16 protein-coding genes are annotated in these 20,690 nt (G+C 40.7%); 13 read left to right on the top strand and 3 right to left on the bottom strand.

Translation table 11 applies throughout. The annotated features are described in order from the left end of the window. Positions 1-120: 120 nt before the first annotated feature. On the top strand, positions 121-810 hold the full coding sequence (locus H5114_RS10580) for an Hpt domain-containing protein (RefSeq protein WP_182722881.1): 690 nt from the start codon (positions 121-123) through the stop codon (positions 808-810). 198 nt (positions 811-1,008) lie between these two features. On the opposite strand, the gene H5114_RS10575 is transcribed toward H5114_RS10580, so the two are convergent. Next, positions 1,009-1,830, bottom strand: coding sequence for an ABC transporter substrate-binding protein (locus tag H5114_RS10575; protein WP_182722880.1), 822 nt, complete (start codon positions 1,828-1,830; stop codon positions 1,009-1,011). Between the two features lie 391 nt (positions 1,831-2,221). Between H5114_RS10575 and H5114_RS10570 the strand changes: the two genes are divergently transcribed. The 4 genes from H5114_RS10570 to H5114_RS10555 all read left to right on the top strand — a co-directional run bounded on the left by H5114_RS10570 (position 2,222) and on the right by H5114_RS10555 (position 7,978). Then, positions 2,222-2,812 carry a hypothetical protein gene (locus tag H5114_RS10570; protein WP_182722879.1) on the top strand — a complete coding sequence of 197 codons (591 nt, stop codon included), beginning with the start codon at positions 2,222-2,224 and terminating at the stop codon, positions 2,810-2,812. 91 nt (positions 2,813-2,903) lie between these two features. Next, positions 2,904-3,491, top strand: coding sequence for a bifunctional 2-polyprenyl-6-hydroxyphenol methylase/3-demethylubiquinol 3-O-methyltransferase UbiG (locus H5114_RS10565; protein WP_182722878.1), 588 nt, complete (start codon positions 2,904-2,906; stop codon positions 3,489-3,491). A gap of 10 nt (positions 3,492-3,501) precedes the next feature. Then, complete coding sequence (locus H5114_RS10560; protein ID WP_182722877.1) at positions 3,502-6,390, top strand: DEAD/DEAH box helicase family protein; 2,889 nt, start codon at positions 3,502-3,504, stop codon at positions 6,388-6,390. 292 nt (positions 6,391-6,682) lie between these two features. Further along, positions 6,683-7,978 carry an amidohydrolase family protein gene (locus tag H5114_RS10555; RefSeq protein WP_182722876.1) on the top strand — a complete coding sequence of 432 codons (1,296 nt, stop codon included), beginning with the start codon at positions 6,683-6,685 and terminating at the stop codon, positions 7,976-7,978. A 184-nt stretch (positions 7,979-8,162) separates the two neighbouring features. Here H5114_RS10555 and H5114_RS10550 read toward each other — a convergent pair whose 3' ends face one another. Beyond that, on the bottom strand, positions 8,163-9,038 hold the full coding sequence (locus H5114_RS10550) for a CLCA_X family protein (protein ID WP_182722875.1): 876 nt from the start codon (positions 9,036-9,038) through the stop codon (positions 8,163-8,165). Here H5114_RS10550 and H5114_RS10545 point away from each other — a divergent pair. From H5114_RS10545 to H5114_RS10515, 7 genes are all read left to right on the top strand, one after another. Then, positions 9,020-9,313, top strand: coding sequence for a hypothetical protein (locus H5114_RS10545; RefSeq protein WP_182722874.1), 294 nt, complete (start codon positions 9,020-9,022; stop codon positions 9,311-9,313). The genes H5114_RS10550 and H5114_RS10545 overlap by 19 nt on opposite strands. Before the next feature lie 241 nt (positions 9,314-9,554). Next, positions 9,555-9,875, top strand: a complete 321-nt coding sequence (locus tag H5114_RS10540) for a heavy metal-binding domain-containing protein (RefSeq protein ID WP_124014792.1) — start codon at positions 9,555-9,557, stop codon at positions 9,873-9,875. A gap of 161 nt (positions 9,876-10,036) precedes the next feature. After that, a complete protein-coding gene (locus H5114_RS10535) occupies positions 10,037-10,495 on the top strand; it encodes a DUF302 domain-containing protein (RefSeq protein ID WP_182722873.1) in 459 nt (152 codons plus the stop codon). An 80-nt stretch (positions 10,496-10,575) separates the two neighbouring features. After that, entirely contained in the window at positions 10,576-11,283 is a 708-nt protein-coding gene (locus H5114_RS10530; RefSeq protein ID WP_182722872.1) for an SDR family oxidoreductase, read from the top strand. Positions 11,284-11,850: 567 nt separating this feature from the next. Beyond that, the gene (locus tag H5114_RS10525; protein WP_182697297.1) at positions 11,851-12,681 is read left to right on the top strand and encodes an EAL domain-containing protein; all 831 of its coding nucleotides are present in this window, start codon (positions 11,851-11,853) and stop codon (positions 12,679-12,681) included. Positions 12,682-12,946: 265 nt separating this feature from the next. After that, complete coding sequence (locus tag H5114_RS10520; protein ID WP_182722871.1) at positions 12,947-13,807, top strand: DMT family transporter; 861 nt, start codon at positions 12,947-12,949, stop codon at positions 13,805-13,807. A gap of 190 nt (positions 13,808-13,997) precedes the next feature. After that, entirely contained in the window at positions 13,998-14,351 is a 354-nt protein-coding gene (locus tag H5114_RS10515) for a YkgJ family cysteine cluster protein (RefSeq protein ID WP_124014788.1), read from the top strand. Positions 14,352-14,559: 208 nt separating this feature from the next. Here the strand turns inward: H5114_RS10515 and H5114_RS10510 are convergent, their stop codons facing one another. Beyond that, the gene (locus H5114_RS10510) at positions 14,560-15,396 is read right to left on the bottom strand and encodes a mechanosensitive ion channel family protein (RefSeq protein ID WP_124014786.1); all 837 of its coding nucleotides are present in this window, start codon (positions 15,394-15,396) and stop codon (positions 14,560-14,562) included. Positions 15,397-16,054: 658 nt separating this feature from the next. Here H5114_RS10510 and H5114_RS10505 point away from each other — a divergent pair. Then, the gene (locus tag H5114_RS10505; RefSeq protein ID WP_182722870.1) at positions 16,055-20,509 is read left to right on the top strand and encodes a PAS domain S-box protein; all 4,455 of its coding nucleotides are present in this window, start codon (positions 16,055-16,057) and stop codon (positions 20,507-20,509) included. Positions 20,510-20,690: the final 181 nt, after the last annotated feature.

Genomic DNA, 20,690 nt, shown 5'->3' with positions numbered 1-20,690 from the left:
GATTACAATAAAGCACTCGTGTCTATAGGTATAGTTCATCCAATATCACTGTTGTAATTAAACTGCTATTATCTTTTTGGTAGCGTATCAGCCAAGCCATCATAAACCGAGAGTAAAGAGATGAAAGCGAACAAAAATCCTAGTAATCCGCACTCGGTTGCACAAACTGCCTCAAATAGCGCTAATCACTTAAGTTCAACATCAGCAAATAAAACGCTCGAAAATTTACTTGCCCCCTTTGCAGGCAACGAACTATTTTATCGGCGCTTAATACATATTTTTGAAACAAATTTACAACAACAGCTGCAAAATCTTGATCAGATGATGTTAGATAACAATACCAAGGACATTCTGGTCATTATTCATACCCTAAAAGGTAGTTCAGGATCCACCGGCTTGTCATCTCTGCATTTAGCCCTAGTAGACGGCGAAAAAAAGCTTAAAAAAGCTCATGATGAAAATGCTGCTAACCTTGAGCTTGTATGCGAAGAACTGATAGCGCATGTTCGTGCTGTGGCGCAAGCTGAGCTTTCAAGTATTCATAGCCTATTACTAAGTTCATCTGTAACAGATACACCAGCACCTGTAGACGACTATTCAAGCGCAGAGTTAACCTCGACCCTAGCAGAACTTAAACAGCATCTAATGGACGGTAATCTCAACGCACTCGACGTCACTTTACGCCTACAAAATATGCTATCGGATAAGGTGTTACTGCAACAAGACTTAGCCAGCCTGCATGATACCGTTGAGATGTTAGATTTTGAGCAAGCACTTGACGCATTAGCCTCACTGTCGCAAAAGTTATAAGCTCAAGGTTGTACTTATCTTGGGCTGATAAAACCCGCGTACAAGTCGCATACGACACTTGCACTAACTTAAGTGCTATAGATAAGTGAAATGAATAAGCGCAATGAATAAGCGATTAATAAAAATCACTTCTTTAGATAACCTTATTTGTTTTTAGGACGATAAAAGCACTAAGAATAAATCAGCTGCGAAGTATCATCACAAAGGCACTTTACCAGACGTTTCTTGTGTTTTAGCTATCGATATTTGCTGCCATTTAACAATCACTTGCGCTAGCTCTCCCCGACTAGATAAACGTTTAATTGATTGGTTCATGCCTGTAATTAACTCTGGGTTAGTGGCTTTTTTACTGACCAGAAAGTGAATTTGGTTATGGTCTAATATCAGCGGTAATTCTGTAACAGAAATCCTTTCAATCTGAGTTGCTATATAAGGTACGGCAATAGAATCGCCAATGACAACATCGCCTCTACCGTAACCCAGCATGCGAATTGATTGGGTGGCATTACGACTGAAAATTAATAATTTTTGCTTAATTAACGCTTGTTCTGATGCTAAAAAATCTGCCCCATACCAACCAAAAACGGGCGCAAGGAGGACGAGCTTTTGACTAAATATATCCTGCCATTTATCAATTTTGATCTGTGGTGCTAAATCAGATTTTACAAATAACTTAATTTCTTCGTCACGGTATGGCACTGAGAAATCAGCATAAGCTTCTCTCTCAGGTCTATAACTTGCGCCCATCATAATATCCAAGGTGCCTTCTTGTAACATTCTGTGGGCTCGCTTTACGGGCATATCGATAAAATTTAACTTACAACCTAAGTTGTCCGCCACAATAGTGAGCATATCAACATCGAGCCCAACGGGTTTACCGGCGCTATCCAACCAAGAATACGGCGCCCAACTATTAAAACCAACGTTAATCGGCTCATAACATGATGACGTTGCTTTTTGCCCATAGGCAAAATACGCTTGAAAATAAATAAGTAAAAGTAATAAAATTCTTAATCGCATAGGCTTACTTCTCACCTTATTACTTATCAATTATTGCAGGGTAAAAGTCGATTTGATGGGATGTTGAAGTACTGTCTAGTCAAACGCCACTTTGCTAGCACCTATAAACCTTAGACTATAAACATTAGACATAAAAAATCTGTTACGCCAGTCATCATACCAAGGCTTTTGGGTCTGAACCTTCAATTGAGTGATAAACAGCAATCCAATGTATTTTTTCGCCAGCATTTTGCCATCAATACATCATGGCAATGCCAGCAACACATTTATCGATACATTAGTTCGATGACGGCTATTTTACCCATTTATCATCACGATTGCAGTTCAATCTGGTCAGCGTAATCAATAAGCGGTATTGTTACCCCAAATGAACCCAGATAACGGATGTTGATTGTTTACCTATAATATCAATGGCAAAGCGAGTCGCTTTTTTACCTACGCAGATTTAATAAACTGCGGGACTACGGCTATCGAACATCAAATAGAAAATTTGCCACTGCAACCCGACACTTGGCGCGCACTCAGTTTGTTAGCCACTCAAATACTTGATCCAATCGTCGATCAATTTGGACCCATAGCACTGACTTATGGTTTTTGTTCGCCTGAACTGGTCAGAAAGATTGCTAAAAATCGCAATCCGCATATTGCGCCAAAACTTGATCAACATTGCTCGCACGAACTCAACCAAAATCAAAAAATCATCTGCGATCGCTTAGGTGCCGCCTGCGACTTCACCCTAGTGAGCAACAAGGATGATAAACCGATTGATATGCAACTGGTGGCACAGTGGATGTGCGAAAATCTCAAATTTGATCGCCTGTACTATTACGGTAAACATCGACCGATACACATCAGCATTGGTCCACAAATGAATCAATTCATACAAACCATGAAAACCAATGCCGACACCGGCCATCGTGTCCCGTCTAAAAAAGGCCGTAATGAAACGGCGATCTCGGTGATTCAGCAAGTGGATTATTAATCTAGCTTAATGGATTTTCGGTAGAATGAAACACTTGAGAAGGCTATCGGTGATAAGTTAGAATCAAGCCATGTAAATCATAGGGTTAGTTATGTCTACCATCGCATTTTATGACACAAATTCACAAGATTTTTTTGACTCAACCGTAAATGCTGACGTCAGTGGGTTATACCAGCCTTTTATCACCCATTTGCCTGCAAAAGCACGTGTGTTAGATGCAGGTTGTGGTTCTGGCCGAGACAGTAAAGCCTTTATCGATTTGGGTTTCAATGTCACATCAATTGATGCCAGTGCGGAATTAGCCAAAGCGGCTTCTGAATATATAGGTCAAAATGTGGCGGTTTGTACCTTCGATGAAATAGACACTGCGCTTGAGTTTGACGGTATTTGGGCTTGTGCATCTCTTCTACACGTTGAGGTCAACGCCCTACCCAACACCTTTAATATTTTGGCTAATACTTTGGTTAAAGGTGGCGTGTTTTATTGCTCATTTAAATATGGCGACCAAGAACGCAATCATAATGGCCGATTCTTTAGCGATGCCAACGAAGTTCGATTACAACAATGGCTCAGCCAAACCTCTTTAGACATTGAACGTACTTGGATAACCACTGATGTTCGTCCTGGCCGTGACAGTGAGCAATGGCTCAATGCAATATTAATTAAAATCACCCAATAGAGATGTAACAATGAAGTTAGCAGAAGGACCTGTATTAATCAGTGGTGGTTTGGATGATCCATTTTTACCCAAATTGCGGCAAGCGATTAATCGTGCGACTCATATTGAAATATCGGTGTCATTTATACAGCAATCTGGGCTAAATTTAATTTTTGATGCTTTATCTGATGCGCTAGAGCGCGATGCAAGCATTTCAATCGTTACCTCAGACTATCTTTTGATTACCGATCCGGTTGCATTACGACACTTAATGATTTTGCAATCTCGCGGTGCAAAAACCAAAATCTTTATCTGTAAACGTAATCAAAGCTTTCATATGAAAACCTATATTTTCGTCCAACAACAAAGCGGACTAGCAGATATAGGTAGCGCTTTTATTGGCTCAAATAACATCAGTAAAGCGGCATTCACCCACGCATTTGAATGGTGCTTACGCCATGATTTATTGCCGAATCAAGATCCTAAAGAATTTAACCATATCCGCCAACAATTCTTGCAGATTTTCAATCATTCGCAGGCAATCGAGCTCAGTGATGCATTCATCAACAACTATGCCCAACAGCGTAAATTGTGTAAACCGCCTTTAGCCATAGTTAATGAAGTAGAGCCAGAAGAACCAGTACCTAACTCAGCCCAAGCAGAAGCCTTAATTGCATTAGCTGACACACGTTTAGCCAAGCAATCCAAAGGACTGGTTGTATTAGCCACGGGTATGGGTAAAACATGGTTAGCTGCATTTGATGTATTGCAATTCAAGGCTAAAAAAGTGCTGTTTGTTGCTCATAGAGAAGAGATATTAATTCAAGCAGAACGGACTTTTAGGACCTTATTACCTCAAAGTATCACAGGTCACTTTAATGCCAACGCTAAGGTCGTTGACGCTGACATTGTATTTGCATCGATTCAAACTTTAGGCAAACCGGAATACCTTAATAAACTTGATAAAACTCATTTCGACTATGTGATCGTTGATGAATTTCATCATGCTGGCGCCGTCAGTTATCAGTTATTACTCAATCACTTTACCCCGCAGTTTTTACTCGGGTTAACCGCCACGCCAGAGCGCACGGATCAAGCAGATATTTTATCGTTATGTGATAACAATTTGGTGTTTGAAAGACACATTATCGACGGAATTAAATCGGGTATTTTAGTCCCCTTTCATTACCAAGGTATTAAAGACGAAACGGTCGATTACCGAGAGCTGCCATGGCGTAATGGTAAGTTTGATCCGCAACAATTAGTCAATCTGTTTGCTACCCAAAAGCGCGCTAAACATGTGTTTGCTCATTGGCAGACACATAAGCAGCAACGTACCTTGGCATTTTGCGTCTCTAAAGCTCATGCCGACTTTATGGCGCAATGGTTTTCTGCCCGTGGTATTAAAGCTGTGTCGGTGCATAGCGACTCAGAAGTTAGACGCGGTGAAGCACTTAGTCAATTAAACGCTGGTGAAATAGAGGTAATATTTTCAGTTGATTTGTTTAATGAAGGTACAGATTTACCCTCAATAGACACTATCTTAATCTTACGACCGACTGAATCTAAAATTCTCTTTTTACAACAGTTAGGTCGTGGATTACGTACATCTCCCGAAACTCATAAAACCTTTGTGTCTGTTATCGATTTTATCGGTAACCACATCAGCTTTTTAAATCGGCCAATGGCGTTATTGCAAACAGCAAACGCCAACGAAGCGATTAAGCGTCTTAACACACCTCAAATCGATTCTAAGTGCTTAATCAATATCGACCCCGAATTAATCGACTTTTGGCAACAGTTAAAACTTGATTACACTAAAGCTGATCAACAGTACCAATTACTCAAAGATGATTTAGGTCACCGCCCTTCTGCCACAGAATTTTATTACAGTGGTTATGTTTGGAGTAAAATGACCAAGCAAAATGGCAGTTGGTTTGAACTGGTATTAAGCCAAGAAAAGCAAGACAACGCATTACATTCGTTAACGCCCTATTTGTCATTTCTAAGTCTTGGCGTTGAAAAGGCAACAATGACCAAATGCTTTAAAGCAATATTACTCGAAGCATTTGTTGAGCTGAATGGATTAAGTCATCCACCCACAATTGAAGCGGTATGCCTTAAGAGTTGGCAGATATTTAAACGTTATCCAAAATTGTGGATTCAAGATGTTAAAGCCGATCTGCAGCAAATCGATGCCCGTTCACCAAAATGGCACAAGTATTGGCTAGCCAACCCAATTACTTTTTTATGCAAACAAGATAAATCAGATACGCAATCTTGGTTTGTTGTAAAAGATGATCGGTTACATGCGAATATTGATGTAAAAGTTGATGATATTGCAGTGATGTCTTCCGCGATGAGAGAATTAAGCGAATTATTGTTAGCGCGTTACAGCCAACGCCAATCATCTTCTACGCCGACACCAACCAGCAAAACAATACAATCGAATGTGGTTACGCTTCCCATTGGAGTGACAAAGGATGAACAGACATCCCTTAGTTATTACCCAGATCTCAAAATTGCCTGCGGTCATTTCAAAACGGGTACTGACGACAATAGTGACACACTGACGCTAAACTCGACCTTTAGTAAACTCGATCCATCGATTTACTTTATTGCCCCAGCCAGTGGTAATTCAATGAATGGCGGTAAAAATCCAATTGAAGACGGCGATTTATTGCTATTAGAGCGCATAACAGCACTCAATGCTGGTTCGATTACCGGTAAAATTATCGCGATTGAAATCCAAGACGATACAGGTAATAACCAATATTTATTGCGTAAAGTGAATAAACTCACTAATGGTCAGTATCAACTTAATGCCCATAATCCAGCGTACTCACCAATACTAGCAAATGACTCAATGCAGACCTTTGCCAGATTAAAGCAGGTTCTGGATGAGTCTGATTTTGTGTAAATAATCGATTTTTAGTAATAAATCACTCTTTATCAAGCCACTCTCGAGTGGCTTTTTTATGGGTTATATCTCAGCATTAACACTCGCTTCATTATGCTAAAACCGCTCACCCGATAACTATCAGCTAATACAAATTGATACATAAAATAACTACGATTAAATTTAACAAGTGGTTAATATAATTTAGCCCTCATCATTGATTTTTTGCACCGCTAACCTCAGTTCTGACCCTTATTGGTTCAATTAATAATGAAATGTATAACAATAACAACACAGGATTTTAAAAATAACTATGCCTTTAAAAAACAATAAGATTAATGCAATTTCATTCGCCCTTAGCCTAATTTTAGGTACCACTTTTATTACTCCGGCGTTTGCCCAAGACACCTTGATTTTAGCCGATGCCTATATCGATGTAGCTAAAGGAAAAAGCGTTGATAATGCAGCGATAATTATCTCTAACAATCAGATCGTTAAGGTTACCACCGCGGCAAACATTACTAATAAAGCCGATTACAGCTTGATTGATCTTAAAGGTAAAACGCTGGTGCCAGGAGTGATGGATATGCATGTGCATTTATCTGGCGATGCTGAAGATAATTTTTTAGAGTCGATGAATTATTCTGTACCAAGACAGACTGTTAAAGCGGTTAAAAATGCTCAGAAAACCTTGCTCGCAGGCTTTACCACAGTACGAGACTTAGGAGCATCTGGCTATTCAGTCATTGCTACCCGAGATGGAATAGATTCTGGCGATATTCCTGGTCCACGTATTTGGGCCGTAGGCCACGCAATTGGTATCACCGGCGGTCATTGCGATGATAACTTTCCCGCTCCAGAAGCCCATGCTAAAGCTCAAGGTGTTGCCGACGGTCCTTTGGAAGTGCGTACCAAAGTACGTGAAAACATAAAATACGGTGCCAATGCGATTAAAGTCTGTGCTACTGGCGGAGTTTTTTCTAAAGGTACTCAAGTCGGTGCGCAACAAATGACTTACGAAGAACTTAAATCTGCCGCAGATGAAGCGCATATGCGCGGCCTGGTTATCGCCGCCCATGCACATGGCACTAGTGGCATTAAAGATGCGATACGCGCAGGTATCGATAGTATTGAGCATTGTAGTTTTATGGACGATGAAGCCATTAAGATGGCAATAAAAGCAGGTACTTACTTGTCTTGCGATATCTATAACACCGAATACACCCTCGCCTATGGTGCCGCTAACGGCGTACCAGAAGCCAATATCAATAAAGAAAAGCAAGTGTCGCAAGCTCAGCGTGACAGCTTTAGAAAAGCCGTTAAGGCAGGCGCTAAGATGGTGTTTGGTTCAGATGCGGCGATTTATCCCCATGGAGACAATGGTAAGCAATTTTCACGCATGGTCACCTTTGGTATGACGCCAGTTCAAGCGCTTCAGGCTGCAACCATAAATAGTGCCGCCTTAATAAAACAAGACAACTTAGGTCAAATTAAAGCCGGATTCTTGGCTGATATTATTGCTGTTGATGGCAATCCGCTAGATAACATTAGCTTGATGGAAAACGTCACTTTTGTTATGAAAGATGGCGTTGTGTACAAAAAGCGTTAAGGCATTAGCTAACCGCTATTGGTTATGTCACAGCCCGATTGGCTTGGATAGCTTTAGCAATCAAATACCAAGGCCTATCTTAAACGCTAGGCCTTTTTTATATCTAACAGATAGATCGTCAGATCTCAGAAGCATGTTGATTCGTTCAATCATTATGGTTCAAGTCTTTTTATCTATAACAAGGCTATACATTAAGCGCTGGCTGACTGTCCCGATTGTGTTTATCAAACGCTATCCCTAAGGGTTCGAAATAGGCCAATAGTGCTTGATAGATTTCACGGCGGTGTTGGGTATCTGGGTAAGCACCATGTTTGGCTAATGGTGAGTTAATCGTGCTGTTAACTAGGTATGGATTAGATATTTCGGCATTAGCCTGTGAGTACATTTCAATACTGGCTTCGAATGCGCGCGCCATCATTTCGGTTGGTTTGGCAAAGTAATGACAAGCTTGCAATTTATCTAACGCGATTGACCGTCTCACATACTCGTGTGGCTCTTGGCCATTGCTGTTTAAAAAAGTGATTTCAAATAGCTTAGATAATTGTTGGTTCAGTGGATGAGCTACTAATGCTTTGTCTGCAAGCCAGTGGTCGGTAGCACATGCATACCGGTTAGCCGGACTCATGTACCCATCTTGGCTCAGTAGAGTGTCATCAACAAACATTTTGTCGGCTATATAATGATCGAACGCATGCCAAAACTCATGAGCTAACGACCCTGCGCCGGCATTTTTGGCTAATGCCAGTTCTCGATATGCTGGTGAATAGTGTGCCTGCACGCCCTTTTGGCCGCCATGGCCAAAGGCAAATCGTAAACTGCCGCGCAAACCAATTAGCTCTGGTGGTACGCAGAGTATATTGGCCAGATCGGCTAATGAATCAAATATCAAGTTAGCCGCTAATGCCGACTCCTCGCGATTAACCCATTTGCCCACTCTTATGTGCTGTAAACCAAAGGTGTGCTTGATATCTAAAAAGCTCACCGAATCACCATTGCGATAATCGGGACCAATGCGCTCAAAATGACGCTGATGATTTAATAATGAATGATGTGAAGCCAAACAAACCTCTATTACACGAAAGCGATTATAAACACGTTTACAAAAAACGAATGCTGAACTCAGTGGGTAATTATGCCATGTTTAACGCCATCAACCGTCCAATAAAAAAGCTAGTGGTGGTAAAAGTCTCCTTGGCGCAACCTCATCCACCAGTATGCGATAAGCATTTTTATTCAGCTTTATGCAAAAATAAAAGTATTACCCTCGGTAAATTTTTAACCTTTATTCATTTAAATGCTTATTTAATCAAAATAAGGCTAAACAGATTAAATTAAAAGCACTGCATAATCACCGAGTTTATTTTACTCTTCTATTATGTGGTCCATTAAGAACCGATTAAGTGGCTTAGTACGGCCACCAGCACTTAATGGATCGTATACGTTACGACTGTTTATGACGATATGCGCCTAAAGAGTAAGCCGGTGTATTTGGGGCATCTTAAGTATCGCTCATTGAATGTCTATTTAACCCTGTTCACAGTACAGTGGTTTAAGCGCAATTTTTTATGGAGGATTTATGATTTATACCACAACAGAAACCATTCCCGGTCGGGATATTATCGAGATTGTCGGCATTGTAACGGGTAATGTTGTTCAATCTAAACATATTGGCCGAGATATTATGGCCGGTTTAAAAAGCATTGTCGGCGGCGAAATCCGCGGTTACACCGAAATGTTAAGTGATGCCAGAGATGTCGCCATTGAGCGCTTAGTTGCCAGTGCAGCAGAAAAAGATGCCGATGCGATTGTGGGTATTCGCTTTACAACAAGCGCCATTATGGATGGGTCGTCGGAAATAATGGCTTTTGGTACCGCAGTGAAATTAGCGCCGCGCTGATAAATAGCTCGGTTACTTAACCTAAACTTAGCTCATATTAATATCGCTCGCGAAGAACAAAGGCTGAGATAAGTACTTCTCACCATGTTGTTAACCTGTTTGTTTGTCCGAGTTTAGGCCGCCATCTCACGAGTGATCAAACATAACTAATAGGTAAATTTATGATTAAAAATATTTCCTTAGCCCTTGTCACCTTGATAGCCTCAACTCATGCCTTGGCGCTAGAAAGCCTTATTACTGTTGAAAGCCATTACTCGGCCAAAGAAACCGCTGATAGGTTTGAGTCGATCATAAAAGATAAAGGGTTTACGGTTTTTGCCAGAATAGATCATCAGAAAAATGCGGCGGGGGTTAATTTAACGCTAAGACCAACTGAAGTGATTGTGTTTGGCAACCCGAACATTGGCACTCAATTAATCCAGTGTAACCAACTGGCGGCAATTGACTTGCCCCAAAAGGCATTGATCAGTGAAGACGCTGATAATAAGGTTTGGCTGTCGTATAACAATCCGCAGTATCTTAAGCAGCGTCATAACATTGCAGGCTGCGATAAGGTTATGAATAAAATAGCCGCCGCGCTCAATACATTAAGCATTGCTGCAACGTCCAAACCGCTATAATGTAGAATGATATTAATCAATAACTTATATAGCATATTTATCAGCAGTGCTGCGTATAAGGATATATTTTGAGGTGTTAAATGAATAACCAAGTGGTATTAATTACAGGTGCAAATAGAGGCATTGGTTTGGCCTTAACTGAGCAATACCTTATTAACGGCTGTCGGGTTATTGCGACCTGTCGCGATGATGCCACAACGACTGAGCTAATGTCGTTACAGGCGCAGTTTGCTGATAAATTATTGATTGAATCAATGGATATCACATGCCCAGATACCATTCACCGTTTAGCCAATAATCTTTGCCAGCAAAATATTAGTATTGATTTAATCATTAATAATGCGGGCTATTTGGATCGCGATAATCACAGTATTCATGCTATCGATTATGCAGATGCTGAAATGTGCTTTAAAGTGAATGCGATCGGGCCATTATTTTTAATCCATTGTTTATTATCCCTATTAAACAAAACACGTTTATGTAAAATCGCTATTGTCTCATCGTCCAAAGGATCATTAACAGAACCACAAGGTGTTGATTGGTATGGTTACCGAATGTCTAAAGCCGCTGCCAATATGCTCGCGGTGAATTTATCTCAAGAACTTGTTGATGATAATGTTGCTGTGGTATCGGTTCATCCTGGCTGGGTTCAAACTGACATGGGCGGCAGCGCTGCACGGGTTAAAGTTATCGATTCTGCATTGGGGATTATAAAGGTGATTGACCAGTTATCGATTGCTAACACGGGTGAGTTTTACAATTTTAACGGTGAGCAACTGCCGTTCTAATATGTGGCAGCTTGAATGTGTGGCTACTCAGCGTACTTTTTGCCTGCTTTTTGGCTATCATTGAACGCACATTATCAAAACTATTGGCTTTGTGGGCGGGTGCGATTAATCAATTTACCGCTTAATATGGTCTAGGATAAGTTTGAGGCTGTTTTTAGGTCGACAATAGTGGGCGAATTATGTTTTTTGACCATGATATTGAGGCTAATTTAACCGGTTACACTTAAGTACAAAATAATATCCAGCGATATTTACTGCTGGCTTGCCTTACCGGTTTAAGTTGGTAAGATGTTGTTTTGATGACTGTATCGTTAATATCGTTATGATACTTTGGTATTAATAGGCATAGTTAGACAATATTAATTAAGTCGATAGTTACAATATTAACTACGACACAATGAAGATGTGTTTATCTTCTTCTTGCCGCTTAGCGGCTTAATTCAACGAACACTTTAAGTTAATTTGTAACCTGCTGCATTTGTACTTTAATCAGTACGACGTCAAGCAAAACCTAGGTTGCGTTACTGCATAGCTTAAGCGGGCGTTATATTTAGTGAGGTTGCGATAATGGAAACAAAGCCGATAATTTATGACAGATTTTCTTGTAATAAATGTTTTGATAAAAGCAGCCTTGATTTTGATTTCACCATGGCTTTTCAGCCAATTATTAACTGTAAAACCAATACTATATTTGGCTATGAAGCATTAGTTCGCGGTTTACAAAATGAATCTGCTTTTTCCGTTATCGAGCAAGTCAATGATGATAATCGTTATTTATTTGACCAGCTTTGCCGAGTGAAAGCCATCGCACTGGCTGCTAAGCTCAAACTAGACTCCATGCTTAGTATCAACTTTCTTCCCAATGCCATTTATAAACCTGAGCGCTGCATTCGAACCACCTTAGAAGCCGCGAAAGAGTATGGTTTTCCAACCAATAGAATCATGTTTGAATTTACTGAAAATGAGAACATCAGCGATACAGAATTTGTTAAAGGTATTGTTGAGTATTATAAGAAATCAGGATTTATCACTGCACTAGACGATTTTGGTTCTGGCTATGCCGGTTTGGGATTATTGGCTGATTTTCAAACCAACATCATCAAATTTGATATGAAGCTTATTCGTAATATCGACCAGGATAGTACCCGACAAGCTATTATTAAAAATTGTGTCAACTTGTTTGCTGAGCTTAACATTACCTCGTTAGCAGAAGGCGTAGAAACCATCGAAGAAATGCTCTGGTTGCGCGATTCTGGCATTGACCTGATGCAGGGCTATTTGTTTGCAAAACCTGGCTTTGAGAGCCTACCGCAAGTTGATTTTGATGAAATATCCCGCTATGAAAGTAAAGCCAAACATTCCCACAAGCAAAGTTTACATGATGGTGCAGGTATTTAAGCCTCAGCTTAAGGGGTTAAATCATCATCCTTAGGCCGATTTTGCTTAGCGATTACTGACTCGAGATAGTCATCGAGACAGTCGTCGAGATAGTCACTAAGAGACGACACCGCTAAGTGGGCTAACTTAAGGTTTTGACTGACGTTTATAAGCGTTTTATGCCCATTTCAACCAATTCATTTACCTATGTCTTTGCGTAATCCTGTATCATTGAGCGGTGCCAAACTCTTGGCCCCTTTCCCTCCCTATGCTGGAAATATCATCGATGAAAACAGACGCTTTACGCGGCAAACTATTCTTATTACTGGCCACTATGCTTGCTGGTGTAGGCTGGATAGCCTCTAAACTTGTTATTTTACACATGCCTGGTGAGGTGTTTATTGCAGCTCGCTTTTTAATCGCCAGCCTGATTTTATTACCATTTTGCTATCAGCAGATTTTGGCCCTGCGAGGCAAACAGATTGCCGCGCTGTGTGGCGTTGGCCTTGTATTAGCGGCATCGATTGAAGTATGGGTACATGCGATTACCATTTCAGATACCCTGTCTGAAGGCGCGTTTATCATGAGTTTAGCAATGATTATTGCGCCATTTATTTCTTGGCTATTATTCAAAGTTAGACCCAACCGCATGTTTTGGATAACGCTGCCTATAGCCTGCATTGGTATTATGTTATTAACCATCACAACGGGCTGGGAGGTGGATAACAGTCAATGGTTTTTCTTATTGTCGTCGGCCTTGCTGTCATTACATTTTGTACTTAACAAGCGAGTTCTGACCAATATAAAGCCATTAACATCCATCTGCATTCAATTATTCATGGTGGGGGTTGCTGGTAGTGTGATTATGGCGCTGGTGTCACCTGAGCATTTTGAACTCAATGGCCAGCTGTTCTTTTGGTTTGCAGTGTCCACTGTGATTGCCACCAGCGTGCGCTACTTATTACAAACCCTTGGCCAGTTTAACGTTAAATTAGAAACGGCCTCATTGATCATGATTTTAGAACCCATTTGGACATTAATCTTGTCTATTAGCTTTCTTAATGAAGTGGTTGAGGTACAAAAGCTTATCGGTGGCGGAGTGATTCTGCTGTCACTGTTTATTTATATCAAATTTTCTAAAAAGTAGTTTTGACTAAACGTTATGGCGCGCTCGGTTTATGTTAATCGGGCTCGGCTGCGCCTCACCTGTTATCGGCAAAGATTCGACTACCAACAACAGATACATTTGCCAGTCTAGCCACTTAAACACCTTGCCGCTTTTAGTTCATTGGCGATGAGACTATAATGACGGGTAATCGCAAACCAATGAGTCATTAATGAACAGTAACATAGAGATAGTCGATCTTCTCCGCGAGCGTATTCCTTCATTTAAATGTGTGCCGGGTTGTCACGATTGCTGTGGCCCAGTAACGACCTCGTCTGAAGAAATGTCGCGCCTGCCAGTCAAAACGGCCGCAGAACATGAAGCCGCGCTAAATGAGTGGAACTGCGTATATTTAGGCCCTAATGGCTGTGAAGTGTATGAGGAACGCCCTTTGATATGCCGAGTATTTGGCACGACACCGCGTATGCCTTGCCCTGAAGGTCGTGGTCCTGAAAAGATGATTGACTCAAAAGTAGAAGCTCAGATCCATCACTATATTGCCAATACCCGCCAAGTATTAGTGTAAGCGCATAGCAACATCTAGCCGATAATGGTCAGTAACAGCAGACGAAAACCCGGATTGACGCGTAATATTAATGTGGTTGTGAATAACACAGCTTACATAAGAGTTAGCCGCATTAAAGCTTAGAAGTAGCATGACGCGCCTCAGTATGACACTGAGACTCGTCATGCTCTGCGGTGTGAATCCTTACCGCCACAGAGCGTTAACTGAATTAGCCAAAGTGTTCTTGAAAAGCAATCATAAAGTCTTCTCTTATGAGCTGCTCTAAATGTATCGCGCGTTCAGTGGGGCAAAAAATCATGATATGTACATTCTGCTCACCATTTATGCCGCTGGTAATATGAATGTGTGGTTCACTGCCCGGTAAATCGACACCGGCGTGTTTTTCTATCACGCTATTGTAGCGCTTGGCCACTTCAATAAAATCTTCACAGTGCTGTTCTATTTGACGAGTAAGTCCAGGAAACAGCGGATACAGGTTAACAAACTGCACCAGAGTAATAGTAATATTATGATAAACGTAACGTTTCATAAAATTAAGGTTTTTAACCGCATAGGTAAAAAACATACTATTTGGCAGCGTGGCGGTTTTACCTGTGTAATGGTATTGGCCTTGGTCCAGATCAATCTCTTGGATCACTGTAGCCATTAAGTTATGTTCTATTACTTCACCGTATATCTTACCCACTTCAATCCAATCACCAATCACAAATGAGCGTGAACTCGCGCGTTGTATCGAGCCGGTAAAACACAGAATAATCTCTTTTGAGGCGATGACTAAAGCAATTGCGATGGCTGTTACTGACAATGCAAATTTGCTGACTTCGGTCTGCCAAAGTACAAATAACACCACCAATATTAAGATAAATGTGCCATTTTTAGTACGCGACATCCATTTGCGTTGCACATCAGAAAGAAATGCGACATCGCCACGTATACTTGAAATGATAAAGCGTTTAATCACTGAGATGAGGATTATTATCAACACTGTTAACAATAATTTGTGCTCGAGAAGAAAATCGACTGCTAATGCTATTTTATCTACCAAACCTACAACCTATATCAATTTTGTATTCATCATGCTGAACCAATATTATTCAGCCCAGTACTTTATGGGGAATACCAACATAAAACAAGGTAATTAACCTATACATTGGATAACAAACACCTCTCAAACAGTGCTTTTTGTTGCTAATAGCGTTGAATTATCTGTCATAGACCCGCTATTAATGCGTCCATTCGCCTTATGAGTAACACCAATCATGAGTTTGTTTGTGGTTAACGTCTAAGGTGATGATCTTTATCATCATATTCTCATATATCATCCCTATTTCAGGTTAGTGAGCAGATAACTCAGCATTGAGAATATGATTAGACAGGTTTAATTGTTGATGTCACTTGAAAGTATTTAGCCTTCAGAAAATTATCCGTGAAAAAATATCTCTACTGTGTTGAGTCGCAAACGTCACATTTACAAAATAGTTATCAACGCATTAATGACATCGCTAATGATCACAAGCTTGGGCATTAATCTAATATCTTTCTACTCTAGGCATTTTTGTCAGTTGGCGTATATATAGGGTGCTTGTTTAGCGACAAGGAGTTAAATTAGTATTAAGCTCAATCAATGATATTTTACATAAAGTTACATTGTTGTTAAATTAGCTAATTATATGCTTTTATTATGTCAGACACGGATGCATCTTATGGAAGCTGGCTCTCGTAGAATACTACTTTTCTCTGTTCCCCTAACTTTGCTCATCATGGCAATCGTTTATTACTCCTTCAACTCCGGTCGTGATATTGCGTTTCGTTACTCCCCGCTGATCGATGCCGCTATCAAAATTAAGCTTGAGGCTACAACAGGACACTTGTGGTTTGAAGAGGCGATTAGTGGTGATAGCAGCATCGATATTGACACTGTATGGGCGCATTTTGATAAATCACTATGGTATGCGCATGTCATGCTTGAGGGCGGTAAGAATGGCGATACCGTCATCATGCCTCTTGATAATCCTGATTTACGCCAGCAAATTGACCAAACCATAGTCGACCTGCAAAAATTTCGCCACATGGCCCAACAACGTTGGGATGCACAATCCACATCCGCTATTGGTTCTGATATTGACCAACAATTTGACCAAGCCTTTATCGCGTTTAACCTTGCGGTTGATCATGTGGAAACCGCCCTGCAACAAGTTATCAATGACGATCTACACACCTTTAAACTCATGCAACTATTGCTTGCAGCTCTTATCTTGATGGTAGGGATTGTTATTGTGAGTTTGTTGTTGCGTTACAACACAAGAATAAACAAACACCTGCTGACGTTATTTAAACAAGAAGAAAGATTGCGAATTACCTTAAGCTCTATCGGTGATGCAGTAATAGTTACCGATACCCATGGCACGGTGACCTATATAAACCCTGTGGCAATTCAACTTACCGGCTGGACATCTCTTCAGGCATTAGGACAACCGCTTACAAAAGTGTTTAATATTGTTGATGCTTACACACTTGAATCGGTCAATAACCCGGTAAAAAGAGTCCTCGATACTGGCTCAATCGTCGGCCTGGATAATCACACTAAGCTTATCGCTAAAGATGGATCTGAATATCACATTGCCGACTCTGCTGCGCCAATGCGTAATCCTGCTGGTGATATCAGTGGTGTGGTGCTTGTGTTCAGAGACATTACCGAAGAGCGGACATTATTTTCTGAGCTGGAATCGAGTCAGGCAATGATAAAAGCTTTATTAAACACTGTGCCTGATATGATTTGGTTGAAAGATACCCAAGGAAGTTATTTAGCCTGTAACACCAAATTTGAAGAAATGTATGGCGCCAAGGAACATGAAATCATCGGTAAGACTGACTTTGATTTTGTCAGCCATGAGCTTGCTACTTTTTTTCGCCACAATGATGCCAAAGCACTCCATGCCGGTGAATCCACCGTCAATGAAGAATCGCTGACATTTGCCAATGACGGCCACGTTGAACAGGTCGAAACCATAAAAACACCGATGAAAGACAATCATGGTCACTTAGTGGGTATTTTAGGTGTAGCCAGAGATGTCACTAACTATAAGAAATCATTGGAACAACTTAAGCAAAGTGAGGCCAGGTTAAAAGAAGCGCAAGTTTATGCCAAAATTGGCTATTGGGAATTACTGCCCGACCAGAAAACCGCCGTTTGGTCTGATCAAATGTGTGCGTTATTTGGACTGGTTGAAAACGCCAAAGCAGATCCGCAAACCCTTTGTAACGTGATGAATAAAAGTGACATTGACACTTTTATGGCATCAGTTAAAGAATGCTTCTTGACTGGCCGAGAACACCATGTTGAATATCGGATCATTAGACCCAAAGATGGTGAAGAGCGCTGGATAGAATGTCGAGGACAATTGATCACAAATAGCGCAGGTGAAGTGCAAAAGATAGCCGGTTTTATCCAAGATATTACTGAGCGCAAACAAGCCGAAGATACCTTACGCAAAAGTGAAGCAACTATCCAAAACAAGCTCAAAGCAATATTAGAACCCGATGCAGACATTGGTGCCTTATCGCTATCGGATATCATTGATGCTGAAGCGCTGCAATCTCTGATGGATGATTTTTATGATTTAACCGGCATGTTAGGTGCAGTACTTGATATCGAAGGAAATATTCTTGTCAGCGTAGGTTGGCAAGATATCTGTACCCAATTTCATCGCTGCCATCCTCAAACACGAAAAAATTGTATAGAGAGTGATGCAATGCTCACACACAATGTTGAGCACAATACATTTAAGGAATACAACTGCAAAAACAATATGTACGAAATGGTTGCCCCTATTGTTATTGGTGGCAAGCATCTCGGCAATGTGTTCATTGGTCAGTTCTTTTATCAGGATAAAATCCCTGATGTTGAGATATTTCGCCAACAAGCACACCAATATGGCTTTGATGAACAGGCGTACCTTGCCGCTCTCGATAAAGTGCCGCGCTTTACCCGTGATGAGGTCGCCCATGGAATGCGATTTTATACCAAACTCACCGATATCATTTCCGCGTCAAGTTTCAGTGCCATCAAACAATCAAGGTTACTTGCGGAGCGAGAAAAAGCGCAAGAAAGACTGCAATTATTCTCTAGAGTGTTTAGTGATACCCATGAAGGCATCATGATTACCGACGCCAAACAACAGATACTTGATATTAACCCAGCATTCACCCAAATAACCGGTTATAGCCGAGGAGATATTATTGGTAACACACCAAACATATTGAGTTCGGGTAAACAAAGTCCGCAATTTTATGCACTGATGTGGCACACAGTTTCAGAAAATGGATACTGGCAAGGCGAAGTATGGAACAGGACAAAGCAAGGGCAACTCTATGCAGAATTACTCACTATTTCATCATTAACCAATAGCCAAAATGAAGTGACTCATTATGTTGGGATGTTTTCTGATATCACCAACAGTAAGCTACAACAAGACCAACTGAATTTAATGGCTCACTATGATGTTCTGACGAAACTGCCTAATCGCGCGTTATTTGTAGACCGTTTTCAACAATCCATTGCTCATAGTATGCGCACAGGACATCAACTTGCGGTGTGTTTCCTAGATTTAGATGATTTTAAACCCGTAAATGATAACTATGGTCATGATGTTGGAGATCGCTTATTAATTGAAGTCGCAAACCGCATTAGTGCCTGTATTAGAGAAGAAGATACCGTATCACGGCAAGGCGGTGATGAATTTGCCATATTACTCAATGATATTAAGTCTGCTTCACAATATGAAGTAACCATAGACCGAATCCATAAAGCGTTAGCAGAACCTTATATCATTGATGATATACAACATCGTATTACCGTTTCTAGCGGGCTGACCTTATATCCTGCTGATAATGGTGATATCGATACGTTATTGCGTCACGCTGATCACGCTATGTACCAATCGAAATTAACCGGTAAAAATCGTTCTCGATTATACAGTGCCGATTCTGACCAGCTTATTATCCAAAAAAATCATCACCTCGAAGAAATTCAACAGGCATTTGCTAACCATGAATTTCAGCTCTACTATCAGCCGAAGGTGAATATGGTCAGTGGACATGTATTTGGCGTAGAAGCTTTAATACGTTGGAACCACCCACAGAAAGGGCTCACTTCACCGGGAGATTTCTTACCATTTATCGATGGTACCGTATTAGAAATCGACATCGGCGAGTGGGTTATCAATCAGGCTTTACAACAACTTGATGATTGGCAAAAACAAGGTATTAAACTTGAAATTAGCGTTAATATTTCGTCAAATCATCTGCGTACGCCAACGTTTGTTGCTCATCTTGAAGATAGTTTAAGCCAGTATCCCAATAATAATGCTCAATATTTGCAACTAGAGATACTGGAAAGTTCTGCTTTTGGCGACATCAATACCATTAATCATATTATTGAGGAATGCCAAAACCGGCTGGGGGTGAGTTTTGCACTGGATGATTTTGGTACCGGGTATTCATCGTTAACTCATTTAAGAAGTTTACCGGTGAATACGATTAAGATAGATCAGAGTTTTGTGCGAGACATACTCGATGACCCAAGTGACTACTCGATCATTGAGGGAGTCATTGCATTAACGAAATCATTTGACCGCAATGTTATTGCCGAAGGCGTTGAAACAACCAATCATGGTCTACTGCTGTTACTCATGGGCTGTGAGCAAGCTCAAGGCTATGGAATAGCCAAACCTATGCCTGCAAAAGATTTTTTACCATGGCTAAGCAACTATATTCCAAATAAAAGTTGGCGTATTGGTGGTAATCAAAATCACAGTAACAAACAAACTAGCCTAGATATATTTAAACTGATCACTGCACAGTGGAGAGAGAAATTTGCCAAAAAGATTTTATCCTCTGCAGATGAAGGAATTCCTTGGCCCATTCTTGATGATCAGACATGTCAATGCGGCAACTGGATCCGTCGAGAAAAGCAAGGGCAGTTATTTGAATCGCAATATATTCAACTATTTGAACACCATCATAGTAAGATTCATTTTATTGCTGATGGGATAAAGCATCAATATCTACAAGGGCATCTTGATGCCGCCTGTGAGAGTCTGGTTGATTTAGATCTCGCATTCGATGACATCGATAATACTGTTAGCTTATGCCAATAGCCTTGCTTGATTTTGCTCAAAGCACAGGGCTAATTCAAGTCTAGCGCGGCGAACATAGGTCGATGAGCAGAGCTTGCCCAAACTGATGGGTATTATTAAATACATCATACTCTGGCAGTATATTCTGGCTGTAGTCTGTTATTTTACGCCAGCTTATTGCTATTCAAAATAAGCATCAAGC

Source organism: Shewanella sp. SR43-8, from assembly GCF_014163775.1.
Classification (GTDB): domain Bacteria; phylum Pseudomonadota; class Gammaproteobacteria; order Enterobacterales; family Shewanellaceae; genus Shewanella; species Shewanella vesiculosa.
Note: the sequence above shows the minus strand (reverse complement) of the source record. Positions and strands in the feature narration are given on the sequence as shown.

Bases quoted from the DNA above. Each gene is read 5' to 3' on its own strand.
- H5114_RS10555 (WP_182722876.1), top strand. From the start codon at position 6,683: ATGCCTTTAAAAAACAATAAGATTAATGCAATTTCATTCGCCCTTAGC.
- H5114_RS10540 (WP_124014792.1), top strand. From the start codon at position 9,555: ATGATTTATACCACAACAGAAACCATTCCCGGTCGGGATATTATCGAG.
- H5114_RS10505 (WP_182722870.1), top strand. From the start codon at position 16,055: ATGGAAGCTGGCTCTCGTAGAATACTACTTTTCTCTGTTCCCCTAACT.
- H5114_RS10525 (WP_182697297.1), top strand. From the start codon at position 11,851: ATGGAAACAAAGCCGATAATTTATGACAGATTTTCTTGTAATAAATGT.
- H5114_RS10575 (WP_182722880.1), bottom strand. From the start codon at position 1,830: ATGCGATTAAGAATTTTATTACTTTTACTTATTTATTTTCAAGCGTAT.
- H5114_RS10535 (WP_182722873.1), top strand. From the start codon at position 10,037: ATGATTAAAAATATTTCCTTAGCCCTTGTCACCTTGATAGCCTCAACT.
- H5114_RS10560 (WP_182722877.1), top strand. From the start codon at position 3,502: ATGAAGTTAGCAGAAGGACCTGTATTAATCAGTGGTGGTTTGGATGAT.
- H5114_RS10520 (WP_182722871.1), top strand. From the start codon at position 12,947: ATGAAAACAGACGCTTTACGCGGCAAACTATTCTTATTACTGGCCACT.
- H5114_RS10545 (WP_182722874.1), top strand. From the start codon at position 9,020: ATGAATGATGTGAAGCCAAACAAACCTCTATTACACGAAAGCGATTAT.
- H5114_RS10565 (WP_182722878.1), top strand. From the start codon at position 2,904: ATGTCTACCATCGCATTTTATGACACAAATTCACAAGATTTTTTTGAC.
- H5114_RS10530 (WP_182722872.1), top strand. From the start codon at position 10,576: ATGAATAACCAAGTGGTATTAATTACAGGTGCAAATAGAGGCATTGGT.
- H5114_RS10515 (WP_124014788.1), top strand. From the start codon at position 13,998: ATGAACAGTAACATAGAGATAGTCGATCTTCTCCGCGAGCGTATTCCT.
- H5114_RS10580 (WP_182722881.1), top strand. From the start codon at position 121: ATGAAAGCGAACAAAAATCCTAGTAATCCGCACTCGGTTGCACAAACT.